Origin of the sequence: Neobacillus sp. 204 (assembly GCF_046562815.1) — a bacterium.
Taxonomy (GTDB): domain Bacteria; phylum Bacillota; class Bacilli; order Bacillales; family Cytobacillaceae; genus Neobacillus.
In genome coordinates, this window is record NZ_JBJORY010000004.1 from 195,105 (window position 1) to 209,417 (window position 14,313).

The 14,313-nt window shown below is 41.3% G+C and carries 17 protein-coding genes; 13 read left to right on the forward strand and 4 right to left on the reverse strand.

Annotation, left to right across the window (positions count from 1 at the left end):
• Positions 1–175 precede the first annotated feature (175 nt).
• The 5 genes from ACJ004_RS10290 to ACJ004_RS10310 are packed head-to-tail and all read left to right on the forward strand — an operon-like array spanning position 176 to position 4,047.
• Entirely contained in the window at positions 176–1,180 is a 1,005-nt protein-coding gene (locus ACJ004_RS10290) for a FecCD family ABC transporter permease (RefSeq protein ID WP_410892828.1), read from the forward strand.
• Positions 1,177–2,232, forward strand: coding sequence for a FecCD family ABC transporter permease (locus ACJ004_RS10295; protein WP_410892829.1), 1,056 nt, complete (start codon positions 1,177–1,179; stop codon positions 2,230–2,232). Before ACJ004_RS10290 ends, ACJ004_RS10295 begins: the two co-directional genes overlap by 4 nt.
• A 16-nt stretch (positions 2,233–2,248) precedes the next feature.
• The gene (locus ACJ004_RS10300) at positions 2,249–3,067 is read left to right on the forward strand and encodes an ABC transporter ATP-binding protein (RefSeq protein ID WP_410892830.1); all 819 of its coding nucleotides are present in this window, start codon (positions 2,249–2,251) and stop codon (positions 3,065–3,067) included.
• On the forward strand, positions 3,060–3,839 hold the full coding sequence (gene fhuF, locus ACJ004_RS10305; RefSeq protein ID WP_410892831.1) for a siderophore-iron reductase FhuF: 780 nt from the start codon (positions 3,060–3,062) through the stop codon (positions 3,837–3,839). Before ACJ004_RS10300 ends, fhuF begins: the two co-directional genes overlap by 8 nt.
• Complete coding sequence (locus ACJ004_RS10310; RefSeq protein WP_410892832.1) at positions 3,799–4,047, forward strand: DUF2573 family protein; 249 nt, start codon at positions 3,799–3,801, stop codon at positions 4,045–4,047. The genes fhuF and ACJ004_RS10310 overlap by 41 nt, the downstream gene beginning before the upstream one ends.
• Before the next feature lie 45 nt (positions 4,048–4,092).
• Here the strand turns inward: ACJ004_RS10310 and ACJ004_RS10315 are convergent, their stop codons facing one another.
• The 3 genes from ACJ004_RS10315 to ACJ004_RS10325 form a co-directional block, all read right to left on the reverse strand.
• A complete protein-coding gene (locus tag ACJ004_RS10315) occupies positions 4,093–4,428 on the reverse strand; it encodes a spore coat protein (RefSeq protein ID WP_410892833.1) in 336 nt (111 codons plus the stop codon).
• A gap of 30 nt (positions 4,429–4,458) precedes the next feature.
• Positions 4,459–4,752: a hypothetical protein gene (locus ACJ004_RS10320; protein ID WP_410892834.1), complete on the reverse strand. Its 294-nt coding sequence runs from the start codon at positions 4,750–4,752 to the stop codon at positions 4,459–4,461.
• Between the two features lie 104 nt (positions 4,753–4,856).
• Complete coding sequence (locus tag ACJ004_RS10325; protein ID WP_081825604.1) at positions 4,857–4,988, reverse strand: YuzL family protein; 132 nt, start codon at positions 4,986–4,988, stop codon at positions 4,857–4,859.
• 205 nt (positions 4,989–5,193) lie between these two features.
• Here ACJ004_RS10325 and ACJ004_RS10330 point away from each other — a divergent pair, with 205 nt between their 5' ends.
• The 8 genes from ACJ004_RS10330 to ACJ004_RS10365 all read left to right on the forward strand — a co-directional run bounded on the left by ACJ004_RS10330 (position 5,194) and on the right by ACJ004_RS10365 (position 12,873).
• Positions 5,194–7,581, forward strand: coding sequence for a 3-hydroxyacyl-CoA dehydrogenase/enoyl-CoA hydratase family protein (locus ACJ004_RS10330; RefSeq protein WP_410892835.1), 2,388 nt, complete (start codon positions 5,194–5,196; stop codon positions 7,579–7,581).
• A gap of 74 nt (positions 7,582–7,655) precedes the next feature.
• On the forward strand, positions 7,656–8,831 hold the full coding sequence (locus ACJ004_RS10335) for an acetyl-CoA C-acetyltransferase (protein ID WP_410892836.1): 1,176 nt from the start codon (positions 7,656–7,658) through the stop codon (positions 8,829–8,831).
• Positions 8,832–8,906: 75 nt separating this feature from the next.
• Complete coding sequence (locus ACJ004_RS10340; RefSeq protein ID WP_410892837.1) at positions 8,907–10,691, forward strand: acyl-CoA dehydrogenase family protein; 1,785 nt, start codon at positions 8,907–8,909, stop codon at positions 10,689–10,691.
• A 192-nt stretch (positions 10,692–10,883) separates the two neighbouring features.
• Positions 10,884–11,240: an arsenate reductase family protein gene (locus ACJ004_RS10345; RefSeq protein WP_410892838.1), complete on the forward strand. Its 357-nt coding sequence runs from the start codon at positions 10,884–10,886 to the stop codon at positions 11,238–11,240.
• Positions 11,241–11,320: 80 nt separating this feature from the next.
• Positions 11,321–11,704: a glycine cleavage system protein GcvH gene (gene gcvH, locus ACJ004_RS10350; protein ID WP_218347696.1), complete on the forward strand. Its 384-nt coding sequence runs from the start codon at positions 11,321–11,323 to the stop codon at positions 11,702–11,704.
• A gap of 108 nt (positions 11,705–11,812) precedes the next feature.
• Complete coding sequence (locus ACJ004_RS10355; protein WP_410892839.1) at positions 11,813–12,031, forward strand: YusG family protein; 219 nt, start codon at positions 11,813–11,815, stop codon at positions 12,029–12,031.
• 169 nt (positions 12,032–12,200) lie between these two features.
• Complete coding sequence (locus ACJ004_RS10360) at positions 12,201–12,557, forward strand: toprim domain-containing protein (protein WP_410892840.1); 357 nt, start codon at positions 12,201–12,203, stop codon at positions 12,555–12,557.
• A 7-nt stretch (positions 12,558–12,564) separates the two neighbouring features.
• The gene (locus ACJ004_RS10365; protein ID WP_410892841.1) at positions 12,565–12,873 is read left to right on the forward strand and encodes a thioredoxin family protein; all 309 of its coding nucleotides are present in this window, start codon (positions 12,565–12,567) and stop codon (positions 12,871–12,873) included.
• Between the two features lie 450 nt (positions 12,874–13,323).
• Here the strand turns inward: ACJ004_RS10365 and ACJ004_RS10370 are convergent, their stop codons facing one another.
• Positions 13,324–14,238: a nuclease-related domain-containing protein gene (locus tag ACJ004_RS10370; RefSeq protein WP_410892842.1), complete on the reverse strand. Its 915-nt coding sequence runs from the start codon at positions 14,236–14,238 to the stop codon at positions 13,324–13,326.
• Between the last annotated feature and the right edge of the window lie 75 nt (positions 14,239–14,313).

The following is a 14,313-nucleotide window of genomic DNA, read 5'->3' on the forward strand; positions in this document are numbered from 1 at the left end:
TTAGATAGTTGTTAATGATAATCATTTTCAATGACAACCTAATCATAAAATGAGTAGAACCGATATGTCAACGCTTTAATTGAAAATGATTTTCAAAGTCATTGACACTAATTATCAATTAGAGATAGACTTAAATTAATAAAAACTATTAAGAAGTTAGAAAGGTTTCCATCATATGCTTCTAAAAAGTACATCTTTAAAATGGATGGGTTTACTAATTGCCATCTTGGTGATGGTGTTATCCATGTGCGCCAGTGTCATTTATGGTTATACCGATACCAGCTGGCAAACAGCCATAGATGCCTTTACTAAAAATAACGGATCTAATGAACATATTATTATTCAAACCGTAAGGCTGCCGAGAGCGTTAATCGCTTCAGCCGTCGGGGCTAGCCTGGCTATTGCCGGTGTCCTTATGCAAACATTAACGAAAAATCCACTCGCGTCACCAGGAATATTTGGAATCAATGCCGGTGGAGGGTTTGCCGTTGTCGTAGCGATGACAGTGTTTTCTGTAAATAGCTTACAAGCGTTTAGCGTTCTAGCATTTATAGGAGCAGCAGTTGCAGCCATAAGTGTTTACACGATCGGATCTTTTGGACGTGAGGGTTTAACACCTATGAAACTAACATTGGCAGGGGCTGCGATGTCAGCGATGTTTTCCTCCTTTACTCAGGGCTTGCTGGTGTTAGATGAGGTCATGCTTGATCAGGTATTGTTTTGGCTGGCAGGCTCTTTCCAAGGCCGAAAATTAGAGACACTAGTTTCTGTTTTACCTTATATTGGAATAGGTTGGATTGGTGCCGTGCTAATTGCTGGCAAAATGAATATCTTGTCCATGGGGGAAGATGTTGCGAAGGGGCTTGGTTTAAACACCGGTCTTATCAAAATCGCGATTGGCGTAATTGTAATTTTATTGGCGGGCGGTTCGGTCGCTGTTGCCGGTCCAATTGGTTTTGTCGGAATTGTTGTCCCGCATATTACCAGGTCGATTGTAGGGATTGACCATCGATGGGTCATCCCATTTTCGGGTGTGTTTGGGGCGATCCTATTAATCGCCGCTGATATCGCTGCAAGGTACATTTTTATGCCGTCTGAGGTGCCTGTTGGTGTCATGACAGCCATCATTGGAACTCCATTCTTTATTTACATTGCAAGAAGGGGGTTCAATGGACGATGAGTAAATATAAAAATTTCCGTTTATTTAATGGTAGATTGTCCTTTTTATTGGATCGAAAAGCCACTTTAACTTTCACCATTCTACTAGTAGTTGCTTTCCTTGTTTTTGTAATTAGCACGGGAAGCGGTGAAATGAAAATAAACCCACTTACCGTGGTAAAAGTTTTATTCGGCGGCGGTCCTGAGCTGGAAAAGCTGATTATTACCTCTTTTCGTCTCCCGAGAATTATTGTTGCCTTAATGGTTGGTATTTCTTTAGCGATTGCTGGCGGCATTTTACAAGGCATGATCCGCAATCCGCTTGCTTCTCCAGATGTATTAGGGATTACCGGCGGAGCGGCCGCTGCCGTGGTTAGTTTTTTAGCCATTTTTAGTGATAAGAATCATTCCTTAACCGTTAGTATCGCTTGGCTGCCCTTAGCTGCATTTATAGGTGCGACAGTGATCGGATTTTTAGTGTATTTCCTTGCTTGGAAAAATGGTGTATCACCGATCAGGCTGGTATTGATCGGGATTGGGATCTCCACCTTAATGCAAGCAATCACCACTTTAACAATGGTAATGGGCCCGATTTATCAGGCGAGCCAAGCCAATATTTGGATTACTGGAACCGTATACGGATCCAATTGGAGTAATGTGGCCATTCTTGTCCCGTGGACTGTAATCTTCGTGATTATTGCGTTGGCAGTAGCTAGGACGATTAATATTCAAGAGCTCGGTGATGAGGTAGCTACTGGTTTAGGCGGCAAAGTACAAAAACAACGGTTTCTCTTATTAATGATTAGCACGGCATTGATTGGCGGTTCGGTTGCTTTTGCTGGGGGGATCGGATTTGTTGGCTTAATGGCACCGCATATGGCGAGAAGGTTAGTGGGTTCATCGTTTGGAGCATTGCTTCCAGCAAGTGCCTTGATTGGCGGGATTCTTGTCATGATCGCTGATTTAATTGGCAGAACAATGTTTTCCCCGTTAGAGGTTCCAGCAGGTGTGTTCACCGCTGGCATCGGTGCACCGTACTTTATTTACTTGCTTTTTAAAACGAGAAATTCATAAAAGGAGCTGTCAGATGATGAATGCGATTGAAACGAAGAATCTATCACTTTCCTATGGAGAAACTCTCATTATTGATGAATTAGATTTGAAGATTCCAAAGGGTGAAATTACCGTGTTTATTGGCGGGAATGGCTGCGGAAAATCCACTCTGCTTCGTTCAATTGCTCGTCTCTTAAAGCCAAAGTCTGGCGCTGTATTGCTCGAAGGGAAAGCAATTGCCAAGCTGTCCACGAAGGACATTGCGAAAAAAATGGCGATTTTACCACAATCACCTTCTGCCCCTGAGGGTTTAACCGTTCTTCAGCTTGTTAAACAAGGGCGCTATCCACATCAAACATGGTTAAAACAATGGTCGGAGGAAGATGAAAAAAAGGTCAATGATGCGCTTAAGGCTACACGATTAGAGGACCTAAAAGAAAGAACGGTCGATTCACTTTCAGGCGGGCAAAGACAGCGTGCCTGGATTGCGATGACACTGGCTCAGGATACAGATGTTATCCTCCTTGACGAACCAACCACTTACCTGGATATGACTCATCAAATCGAGATTCTCGATTTACTATTTGAACTGAATGAAAAGAAAAAGCGGACAGTTGTTATGGTGCTTCACGATCTCAATCTGGCATGCCGCTATGCTCATAATATCGTTGCTATCAAGGATCAGAAGGTATATGACCAAGGGAAACCAGAACATGTCATCAATTGCAGTCTGGTAAAAAATGTGTTTGGTATGGATTGTGAGGTAATGATGGACCCGTTGTTTGGGACACCGCTCTGCATTCCTTATGGAAAAGGGAGATGTATCCTTAACAAGGCGGTAGCGGTGAATGGATAAATTGGCAGCGGATAAGCAATTAGAAAAATACAGATTCAATCCCAGCTTAAAGCATTCATTCCATGTTGCAGATCTCTTAGATGAGGCATTACTAAAGGAATTTATGAAAAATTTATCCCATACTCTTGGGGCCCCTTCTGAAAAGGTCGCTGCTTCAATTTTTATTAAACGCTATGCCTTTTTAGCCGTGATGTCGCTCTATGCCATGACGGCTTTGAATAAAAAGCTAAATGTATCGTTGGATAATGTAAAAATGGAATCAGCTGAACAGGGGAAAGATTGGCTGCCAGGGATTTCTTTAAAGGACGTTACCGTACAGGACTGGGATGGCAACGACCGCTCGGAATGGCGGGCTAATGTTTTTAAAGATCTATTTGCGAATAATATTTATCCGCTGATCTCACAACTGGAAAAAACATTCGGGATTTCAAAGTTAATCCTGTGGGAAAATATTGCTGTCTACTTATTTTGGCTCTATGAAAGCGAACTAACAGAGAATGAGCAGGTTGCTGAGGATTTCCGCTACTTAATTTCAGAAGCAGAAGGGCAGTTGTTTGGCCGCTACAACTTAAATCCACTGCAAAAGTACTTTGCTGAAAAGACGTATTTGGAAGAATGGGATAGTGAGATAAGCCTAAGAAAAACGTGTTGTTTTACCTATCAATTGCCAGCAGGTAAACGCTGCAAAACCTGCCCATGTACCCAAATTGCTAAGGATAGAAGGTGTCATGATGGAGAAAACATTTGTGAAGCAGTTCGAAGCTTTGCTTGAAAAGTATAGTGAACTATTGGTCGGTGAATCCACCGCGGAAACGAAGGAGAAGGTGAAGATGTGGGCATTGTACACTCATATCGCCAAATCAATGCCTGCTTTAGCCAAGCATTGGAATGGACTTTACCCGGAGGCAAAGGAAGAAATGAAGCAGATTATAAATGAAATTAAAGTCATGAATGAACAGCACCGCTCTTCTCAAAAATAAACTACATATAAAAACCGGAAGCATGGATGCCTCCGGTTTTTACTATTATTGCAGGGTACCGCCAGTTGGAAGCTGGTTCGTATATCCTTGAAACTGCTGATACGATTGCTGCAGCTTTTGCTGATCGGCTGCTTCAATGGAATACCAGCCTTTTTTAAACATCAAATCATAAAGGTCGCGCTGGCAGTTTTGAGTTTCAGAAAAGATTTTCATAATGTCCTGATACAAACCTTCGTGACTTGCCTCATGTAGGGCCATGCTGTAAGAAGTGGTCATATATTTTTCTGTTGTTAATAAATCATTGATAAAATCACGGTCATTCATTTGCGGGGTTTTTGGAACTTGGGTTTCAGGATTTTGAATCTTCTGCTGTTGATTCATTGATAAGAATCCTCCTTTTTTGTCGTTTCTTTATTGCATATTATTTAAGGGCTGTTGTTGGTTAGCGTGTTGTCCTAAGTGACCTAGCAGTTGTTGATAGTGGCGCTGATGCATTTGGCAGACTTTTTCTGCTTCTGCTTTTATTTCAGGGTCCTGACACTGCCCGGCAAAAAAGTTTGCTTTCTTAGCAGACAGCAAGTTCCAAGACATCATATCTGTTAAATAAAGAGCATCCTTTGTTGACACGACTCCGGGAGGCTGTTGCATGGTTGATTGTTGATTTTGCATGTTCATATTGGGCATATTTATATTTTGTTGCTGCATAGTAACCCTCCTAATTCATGTAATCTATACGACTATATGGTCTCTCAAACAGGAACTTTTATGCAAAAATAGAAAACAGGCTGAACGAATCAGCCTGTTTTTTCTTATCGCTTATATTGATTGTTCTGGCTGTTTTTTTTATCAAGATGAGCCTCTTCATTGCCAGGCCCGCCATTCCCCTTCACACTTGCCGCACTTACCCCTGCTTTAGAAGGTTCCTTTTTCATTTTTGCCATCGTTATCACCTCAGATAATAGGATACCCTTTTATGTAAAAATATTTAAAAATTTATTTTTCGAAAAAATTTCAAAATTCCGCGTTTAATGATTGCACAAATTTTCGAAATATTTTATAGTAAGTAGTAACAAGACTCATTCAATTGTGAATTTTTTTTGGCTAAAAAATGAATGAGTGTTCATTCAAAGCTTGAAGGGGGAGACAATGTTGAACCAATTAATTAAAAAAGCAGCTGTCCTAGGATCTGGAGTAATGGGGTCAGGAATTGCTGCCCATCTCGCAAATATCGGCATTCCAACACTATTATTAGATATCGTGCCACGTGAACTAACGAAAGATGAAGAAGCTAAGGGACTAACGTTAGCGGATAAACAAGTGCGCAATCGAATCAGTACAACTTCTATCCAAAAATTATTGAAGCAAAAACCTGCCCCACTCGCAGTGAAAAAGAATTTGGCCCTGATTGAAGCAGGCAATCTTGAAGACGATTTAGTCAAATTGAAAGATGTAGACTGGGTTATTGAAGTGGTGGTTGAAAACCTTAGCGTTAAGAAACAGGTATTTGAAAAGGTTGATCAATACCGGAAACCGGGCAGCATAATTAGTTCCAATACCTCAGGAATTTCAGTAGAAGCGATGGTCGAAGGCCGTTCCGAAGATTTCCAAAAACATTTCCTTGGCACGCACTTCTTTAACCCGCCGCGCTATCTGAAATTGCTTGAAGTGATTCCTACTCAATATACTGCTCCAGAAGTACTTTCATTCATGAAAACTTTCGGTGAGGATGTATTAGGAAAAGGTGTAGTTGTGGCTAAGGATACGCCAAACTTTATCGCGAACAGGATTGGCACTTACGGTCTGCTTATTACTGTTCAGGAAATGCTGAAGGCGGGCTTAAGTGTCGGCGAAGTTGATTCCATCACCGGTCCACTCATTGGCCGCGCAAAAAGTGCCACCTTCCGTACACTTGATGTAGTTGGATTGGATACTTTTTATCATGTCGCTAATAACGTTTATGAAAAAGTTGAAGGCAAAGAAAAGGAAGTTTTTGAAATCCCTGCCTTCTTAAAAGCAATGGTGGAAAAAGGCTGGCTTGGAAGCAAATCGGGTCAAGGCTTCTTTTTGAAAAAAGGAAAAGACATTCTTGAACTAGATCCTGTGACGTTAGAATATGGTCCGCGTAAAAAGCTCTCCACACCTGGAGTTGAACTAGCGAAGCAAGAAAAAGGCACCGTCAATAAATTGAAAGCGCTTGTATACGCGAATGATCGTGCAGGTCAATTCTTATGGAATACGATGACACAGTCGCTTGTATACTCTGCTCAGCTATTAGGCGAAATTGCCGACGATATCGTTTCCATCGACCGCGCTATGAAGTGGGGCTTCGGCTGGGAAACAGGCCCATTTGAAACATGGGATGCGATCGGTGTTGAAAAATCCGTTCAAAAAATGAAGGAAGCCGGTCTTGAAGTTCCAGCATGGGTAGCGGAAATGCTGGAAAAAGGACATTCATCCTTCTATATAGAAGAAAACGGCGAACGGTTCTTCTATGATAATGGTCAATATCGATTAGTGGAATTTAATCCGAAGGCCCTTGACCTTAAGCAAATAAAGAAACAAAAAGGTGTTATTAAAAAGAATAGCGGGGCCAGCCTGATTGATATTGGAGATGGGGTTGCCCTTTTAGAGTTCCATTCACCAAATAATGCGATTGGTCTCGATATCGTTCAAATGATAAATTATGCCGTGGAGGAAGTCGAGAAGAATTATAAGGGACTTGTCATCGGCAACCAAGGAAAGAACTTCTGTGTCGGTGCGAACTTGGCGATGATGCTCATGGAAGTCCAGGATGACAATATTTATGAACTTGATATGATTGTCCGCCACCTCCATAGTGCCTTGCTGAAAGTCAAATACAGCTCTAAACCAATCGTCGCTGCTCCATTTGGGATGACACTAGGCGGCGGAGCAGAAGTTTGCTTGCCGGCTACGCACATTCAAGCTTCCGCTGAAACGTACATGGGTCTTGTGGAGGTCGGTGTCGGTCTTCTTCCAGGCGGCGGCGGAAACAAAGAGCTTTATATGAAACACTTAGATAACCTTCCAAACGGAGTGCCGTTTGACCTGCAAACGATCGCCAATAAAGTGTTTGAAACGATTGCCACCGCAAAAGTTTCTACATCCGCGGAAGAAGCTAGGGAAAATAATTTCTTAAGTAAGTCTGATGGAATTAGTTTCAATAATGATCATCTACTCTATGATGCGAAGCAGGCTGTCCTAGCTTTACATGAAAAAGGTTACATGCCAAAGGTTCGCCGTAAAGTTCCAGTCGTCGGTGAAACGGGTTATGCGACCTTGTTACTTGGTGCAGAAGCCATGCGCCTATCTGGTTATATTTCAGAGCATGATCTAAAAATTGCTAAGAAGGTCGCCTATGTGATTGCAGGTGGAAAAGTGCCATTCGGGACAGAAGTAGATGAGCAATATTTATTGGATCTTGAAAGGCAAGCGTTCTTAAGCCTAATTGCAGAGCCAAAATCTCAGCAGCGCATGCAGCATATGCTTGTGAAGGGTAAACCGTTAAGAAACTAACATTCTAGGGCTCAGCCCCCTGAGCCCGTACGAAAAAATAGATTAATAATTTGACAGAAAGCGAGGGAACTAACATGAGAGAAGCGGTTATCGTTGCCGGAGCAAGGACCCCGGTAGGGAAAGCGAAGAAGGGTACGCTTGCCCATGTTCGCCCGGATGATTTGGGAGCATTGGTGGTAAGGGAAACATTAAAGCGTGCTGGGAACTATGAAGGAAATATTGATGATTTAATCATTGGCTGTGCCATGCCTGAGGCAGAGCAAGGCAACAATATGGCCCGCAATATTGGGGCCTTAGCTGGACTTCCATATACAGTGCCTGCCATCACAGTCAATCGTTTCTGTTCTTCAGGATTACAGGCAATTGCTTATGCTGCACAGGGAATCATGCTTGGCCACACCGATACAGCTATCGCTGGAGGGGCGGAATCGATGAGTATGATCCCGATGATGGGTCATGTCGTCCGTCCCAATCTTAAACTAGCAGAAACGGCTCCGCAATATTATATGGGTATGGGTCACACAGCCGAGCAAGTGGCGCTGAAATATGGCATTTCCCGTGAGGACCAAGACGCCTTTGCGGTAAGAAGCCATCAGAAAGCGGCGAAGGCGATTGCCGAAGGGAAATTCGTCGATGAAATCGTCCCTGTAGATGTGACTATTCGAACTGTCGGCAATGACAATAGACTTGTTGAAAAAACGCTTCAATTTTCACAGGATGAAGGTGTTCGTCCTGATACTAACCTAGAAACCTTGGGTAAACTCCGCCCTGCCTTCTCTGTGACAGGATCGGTAACGGCTGGTAATGCCTCACAAACAAGTGATGGGGCGGCTGCTTTGATGGTGATGGACCGGGAAAAGGCTGAATCACTTGGCCTTAAGCCGTTAGCAAAATTCCGTTCTTTTGCTGTTGGCGGTGTTCCACCTGAAATCATGGGTGTCGGCCCGGTTGTCGCGATTCCAAAGGCGGTCAAACTAGCTGGACTAGAATTATCCGATATTAATTTGTTTGAATTGAATGAAGCCTTTGCGTCCCAATCACTTCAAGTCATTCGTGAATTAGGTCTAAACGAAGAAATCGTCAACGTCAATGGCGGCGCTATCGCCCTAGGACATCCACTTGGGTGTACTGGTGCTAAATTAACACTCACGCTTATTCACGAATTAAAACGCCGCAACCAACAATTTGGTGTTGTAACAATGTGTATCGGCGGAGGAATGGGAGCGGCAGGAGTATTTGAATTACTCTAACTGTCCCAAGCATTTAACTTTTAGAAAGGGGCTGCTATCTGCCCCTTTCTAATCAACGATTAGGAGGAATAAATAATGACAAATCAGACAGAAAAAATCATTAAAGGCGGAAGCTTTTTAATTGAAGATATCTCTTATGAGCAACTATTTACACCGGAGGATTTTACAGAAGAACATTTAATGATTGCGAAAACAGCAGAAGACTTTGTTGAAAAAGAAGTGGTCCCACAGCTCGAACATTTAGAAAACCATGAGTTCGATCGTACGGTAAAACTGCTTAAAAAAGCAGGCGAACTTGGTCTTTTAGCGGTTGACGTACCAGAGGAATATGAAGGCCTAGCCTTAGATAAGATTACCTCATCACTACTTACCGAGAAAATGGCGGGAGGCGGCGGATTCTCACTTTCACACGGGGCTCACGTAGGGATTGGCTCGCTACCAATTGTATTATTCGGGAACGAGGATCAAAAGCGAAGATATTTACCTACCCTAGCATCTGGTGAGAAACTAGCGGCCTATGCCTTAACTGAACCAGGTTCGGGTTCTGATGCACTAGGTGCCAGAACTACGGCTAGATTAAATGCTGCAGGTACACATTATATCTTAAATGGAGAAAAGCAATGGATTACCAATGCAGGATTTGCAGATGTTTTTGTTGTCTATGCCAAGATTGATGGCGAGCAATTTACCGCATTTATCGTTGACAGGGATTTTGCAGGAGTTTCTACTGGGGCTGAGGAGAAGAAAATGGGAATTAAGAGTTCTTCTACTCGAACACTCATTTTAGAAGATGTTCCCGTTCCTGTTGAAAATTTATTAGGTGAAATTGGAAAAGGTCATGTGATTGCCTTTAACATCCTGAATATTGGGCGTTATAAGCTAGCGGTTGGAAGTGTCGGTGGTTCCAAGAAAGCCTTCGAATTAACCGTTAAATATGCAAATGGCCGTCAGCAATTTAAAACACCAATTTCACAATTCAATTTAACAAAAGAAAAGTTCGGTACACTTGCCTCGAAGATTTATGCAGCCGAAAGCTCTGTCTACCGGACCATTGGTCTGTACGAAGAGAACCAGGGTAAGCTAACAACTGAGCAAGAAAAGGACATTAAATTAGTGGCGAATTCGATTGCCGAATATGCAATTGAATGTTCACTTAATAAATTCTTTGCCAGTGAAGTATTGGCTTATGTAACAGATGAAGGCGTTCAAATTCATGGTGGATATGGCTTCATGCAGGAGTATCCAATTGAAAGAGCGTATCGTGATGCACGTATTCAACGTATTTTTGAAGGAACCAATGAAATTAACCGCCTGTTAGTGCCAGGCACCTTATTGAAAAAAGCCTTCAAGGGCGAGCTTCCAATATTCCAAAAGGCAATGGCCCTGCAAGAGGAATTAATGATGTTAATGCCAGAAGAGCCTGGTGACGAGCCGCTTGCACAGGAAAAATATCTTGTCAAAAATGCAAAAAAGATCGCCTTATTAGCAGCTGGTTTAGCCGCCCAAAAATTTGGCAAAGCGCTTGATAAAGAGCAAGAAGTTTTAGCCAATATCGCTGACCTTATTTCAAACGTGTATGCAATGGAATCCGTTGTGTTACGTACTGAAAAAGGGATTGCGAAAACTGGTTTAGATAAGAACAAGCAAAAGCTTCTTTATACACAAATCTACTGCCAAGAAGCCTTCAATGAGCTTGAAGCCATAGCAAAAGAAACGTTAGTGGCCGTGGAACAAGGCGATACACTCCGCATGATGTTGTCGTCGCTTCGCAAATTTACCCGCCACACCCCAATTAATGTCATTGCGAAAAAACGTGAAGCCGCAGATGTTATCATCGACGCCGAGCGCTATATCGTTTAATTATCAGGGCTCTCTTTCTACTAGGAAGGGAGCTTAAATTTTATATTAGAAAAGGAAGGAATTTTAAAAAATTAGTCGAATTTTTTTAAGTGGAACATATTTTTTGCATTAGGATTTTAAAAAACGTTATGATAATATTCAAGTGACGAAAGACAAGTCATTGATTTTTAACGGGAAAGGGCGGTGAAATTAATGTCACTGACTTTTTATTGGTATCCGAAATGCGGCACATGTCGAAACGCGAAGAAATGGCTGGATTCCCATCATCTTTCCTATGAAGAAGTACATATTGTTGAACATCCTCCAAGTCGTGAGGAGCTGCAGGATCTTTATCAAAAAAGCGGGCTAGAGTTAAAGAAATTCTTTAATACAAGTGGTATGAAATACCGTGAATTAGGTATAAAGGATAAAATGAAGTCTGCAACAGATGAAGAACTGCTAGAATTACTTGCTTCCGATGGCATGCTAATCAAGCGGCCGATTTTAACGGATGGTGAACGTGTTACCGTGGGCTTTAAAGAAGAAGAGTTTGAAAAAATGTGGCGATAAGCCAGATCTTCATCATTACTATGGAAATCGATTTATTTCGATGATAGATTTTTTAGAAAAAACAATGGAGGGATTTAGCAATGAGTACACCAAAAGAATTACGTTATTCAGAAGAACATGAGTGGGTAAAGGTTGAAGGAGAAAAAGTCCGTGTTGGGATTACTGCTTTTGCGCAGCATGAACTAGGAGATATCGTTTTTGTTGAGCTTCCAGAAGTCGGCGATGAAGTATCTGCTGACGAGCCATTTGGAAGTGTTGAATCTGTAAAAACTGTTTCTGAGCTTTATGCACCTGTAAGCGGTAAAGTCGTGGAAGTAAATGAAGATTTAAGTGACAGCCCTGAGTTTGTCAACGAATCACCATATGAAAAGGCATGGATGATTGTGATTGAACTATCCGACAGCAGCGAGCTAGATAAGCTTATGACGGCTGAGCAATATGAAGAAATGATTAAAGAAGACTAAATTAATCCGGAAGGGCACCTTGTCGAGGTGCTTTTTCTCTTAAATTCCCACTTTTTCTTCTACTATTTTAGGGAACCTTATAATAAATATAATGAAGAGGGTGGGAGCATGACGTTAAAGCAACAAAGAGTAGATGTTACCGACCGAGTCATTGGAAAAATGAAGAATGGCGAAATGGAACTGTTACTTGATCGCATGCCAATTGGAAAAATGAAACTTTCAGATCATATGCAAGTGGAATTAGATCATCATTTTCAAGTGGAACAGCAAAAGATTTATCAGCATGTCACGAAGACTGAAATACCAGATGCTAAGCATGCCGATTGAGGTGATGGTGGTTGGTGCTAATGGATTAGAGTCAGGGTATCCTCGTAGGCAGATCCCTATTTTTTAAAAAGACAATAATGATAAGGTTAACATAGTCAGAAGAAGGCACACGTAATCAATATTTTAGAATATGTTAACATAAAACAACTTCTAATACAGGTGATGGATGATGAATGATTCGTATGTTGACAAAGTTCTTATTGTCGAAGGAAAATCAGATAAAAACAAGGTAAAAAAAATTGTGAAGGAACCAGTTGAAATTATTTGCACCAATGGGACCATCAGTATTACAAAATTAGATGAATTGATTGAATTCCTTGAAGATAAGGATGTCTATATTTTAGTTGATGCTGACTTCTCAGGTGAGAAGCTTCGTAAGCAGTTAAAGCGCGAATTGCCACAAGCGGAACATTTATATATTGACCGGATGTATCGTGAGGTAGCCACCGCACCAGTTCACCACTTGGCCACCGTCCTTTTAGGTGCAAATATCGATGTTCATACTGAATTTTTAGAAATGGGTTAATAGTTTAATGAACGAATGGAATCGAAACAAATTATCTGCCTTTCTTGATGGAAAGGCAACAGGATTAGTTTATTTTTATACACCAATGTGCGGGACCTGTCAGGTAGCATCAAAAATGCTCCAGGTCATCGAGGAACTGGTAGAGTTAAATATAGGAAAAATGAACCTAAACTTCTACCCAGACCTTGCTAGAGAATTTGAAATTGAAAGTGTCCCCTGCCTAGTATTTGTTAAATCTGGAGAGGTAATAGAAACACTCTACGCCTTTCACTCCGTACCATTTTTACTTGAAAAAATAAAACAGCATTTATTATGAAAGCAGATGCGACTTGCATCTGTTTTTAATTGCTTTTAACCCACAAATACTCACTGTGAAGCGTGCAGAGTGCCCATCAAGGTAAAAAAAGATCAGCAATGGTTACTGTAAGGCGTGCAGAGTGCCCATCGAGGTGAAAAAAGATCAGCAACGGTCACTGTGAAGCGCGCAGAGTGCCCATCGAGGTGAAAAAAGATCAGCAACGGTCACTGTGAGTCGTGCAGAGTGCCCATCGAGGTGAAAAAAGATCAGCAACGGTCTCTGTAAGGCGTGCAGAGTGCCCATCGAGGTGAAAAAAGATCAGCAACGGTCACTGTGAAGTGTTCAGAGTGCCCATCAAAGTGAAAAAAGATCAGCAACGGTCTCTGTAAGGCGTGCAGAGTGCCCATCGAGGTGAAAAAAGATCAGCAATGGTCACTGTGATGCGTGTTACTAGTGTTAAAAAAGTCCTTAGTCATGTAAATTAATGAAACCAAATTCCTTCTTACCCTCAAAACTATAATTTTGTTTTAAAATTCTTCTAATTGTTTTTTTAGACTCAATTACATTACACCATTCTTTAACTAAAATAGTGGTAATTTTTTTTTCAGGAAACAGCAGTGTAATTTCTTGCACCCCTCTTAGAACTGCGGAATCAACCAACTCCTCGCAACCACAAACATCACAAATCACCTTATTTCCTTGAACAGTTATCGAAAAAGAATTACATAATTTGCAGGTACCCCCCTTTCTTATCTGACCAAATTCATATGAAGGTAACCTATCATATGGTAATTCAATCTGATGCATTGAAACCAATTTTTCTGCTAGCCTCATATGCCGAGTATTAAGGTTTGAGGAAAGCATGTTCAGTTTTTTTATAAAGCGATTGAGTTGATTTGGATAAATAATAGGTTCATTAAGAGGAGCTTGATAACAGGTAAACTGGGGATTGATAAAGATTACATAAGCCTCAATAGGGATTCGGTACCCAAGGTTTTCTAAAAGCTGGCGGAGTAAGGATTCACTTCGTTGTAATTGGAGCAGGGGGTTTTTGTATTCTTTTTTGGGGAGGGCGTAAAATCGGTCACCTTCAAAGTAAAAATCCCCTTCGTAATTTTTCACCTCAAATAGGTATATCCTTTCTTGGAAAATAATCGTAGAATCAAGTTGGAATTTACTATTGTTAGCTTCAAGTAACAGGTCGTTTAGAATCAAACTTGGACACTGAAGTTTCTCAGTCAATGCATCAAACATAACCTCACCCTCAAACCCCTTCACAAGGTTATGATAGCGCTGTTTATCATTCTCCGCTAATTTCATTCGCAAGTTTAGATACCTTAAAATTTTTATTTCATCTGATTCAATACGAGGTTTAAAACTCATAATTCACATCCTTTTCATCTAGAATAAATTAATTTTACAAAATTCTGCACCCTCCAATAGCTAATAGTTATGACT

What these genes read in the sequence shown, in the direction of transcription:
- ACJ004_RS10290 (WP_410892828.1), top strand. Translation starts at nt 176, where the DNA reads ATGCTTCTAAAAAGTACATCTTTAAAATGGATGGGTTTACTAATTGCC.
- ACJ004_RS10295 (WP_410892829.1), top strand. Translation starts at nt 1,177, where the DNA reads ATGAGTAAATATAAAAATTTCCGTTTATTTAATGGTAGATTGTCCTTT.
- ACJ004_RS10300 (WP_410892830.1), top strand. Translation starts at nt 2,249, where the DNA reads ATGAATGCGATTGAAACGAAGAATCTATCACTTTCCTATGGAGAAACT.
- fhuF (WP_410892831.1), top strand. Translation starts at nt 3,060, where the DNA reads ATGGATAAATTGGCAGCGGATAAGCAATTAGAAAAATACAGATTCAAT.
- ACJ004_RS10310 (WP_410892832.1), top strand. Translation starts at nt 3,799, where the DNA reads ATGGAGAAAACATTTGTGAAGCAGTTCGAAGCTTTGCTTGAAAAGTAT.
- ACJ004_RS10315 (WP_410892833.1), bottom strand. Translation starts at nt 4,428, where the DNA reads ATGAATCAACAGCAGAAGATTCAAAATCCTGAAACCCAAGTTCCAAAA.
- ACJ004_RS10320 (WP_410892834.1), bottom strand. Translation starts at nt 4,752, where the DNA reads ATGCAGCAACAAAATATAAATATGCCCAATATGAACATGCAAAATCAA.
- ACJ004_RS10325 (WP_081825604.1), bottom strand. Translation starts at nt 4,988, where the DNA reads ATGGCAAAAATGAAAAAGGAACCTTCTAAAGCAGGGGTAAGTGCGGCA.
- ACJ004_RS10330 (WP_410892835.1), top strand. Translation starts at nt 5,194, where the DNA reads ATGTTGAACCAATTAATTAAAAAAGCAGCTGTCCTAGGATCTGGAGTA.
- ACJ004_RS10335 (WP_410892836.1), top strand. Translation starts at nt 7,656, where the DNA reads ATGAGAGAAGCGGTTATCGTTGCCGGAGCAAGGACCCCGGTAGGGAAA.
- ACJ004_RS10340 (WP_410892837.1), top strand. Translation starts at nt 8,907, where the DNA reads ATGACAAATCAGACAGAAAAAATCATTAAAGGCGGAAGCTTTTTAATT.
- ACJ004_RS10345 (WP_410892838.1), top strand. Translation starts at nt 10,884, where the DNA reads ATGTCACTGACTTTTTATTGGTATCCGAAATGCGGCACATGTCGAAAC.
- gcvH (WP_218347696.1), top strand. Translation starts at nt 11,321, where the DNA reads ATGAGTACACCAAAAGAATTACGTTATTCAGAAGAACATGAGTGGGTA.
- ACJ004_RS10355 (WP_410892839.1), top strand. Translation starts at nt 11,813, where the DNA reads ATGACGTTAAAGCAACAAAGAGTAGATGTTACCGACCGAGTCATTGGA.
- ACJ004_RS10360 (WP_410892840.1), top strand. Translation starts at nt 12,201, where the DNA reads ATGAATGATTCGTATGTTGACAAAGTTCTTATTGTCGAAGGAAAATCA.
- ACJ004_RS10365 (WP_410892841.1), top strand. Translation starts at nt 12,565, where the DNA reads ATGAACGAATGGAATCGAAACAAATTATCTGCCTTTCTTGATGGAAAG.
- ACJ004_RS10370 (WP_410892842.1), bottom strand. Translation starts at nt 14,238, where the DNA reads ATGAGTTTTAAACCTCGTATTGAATCAGATGAAATAAAAATTTTAAGG.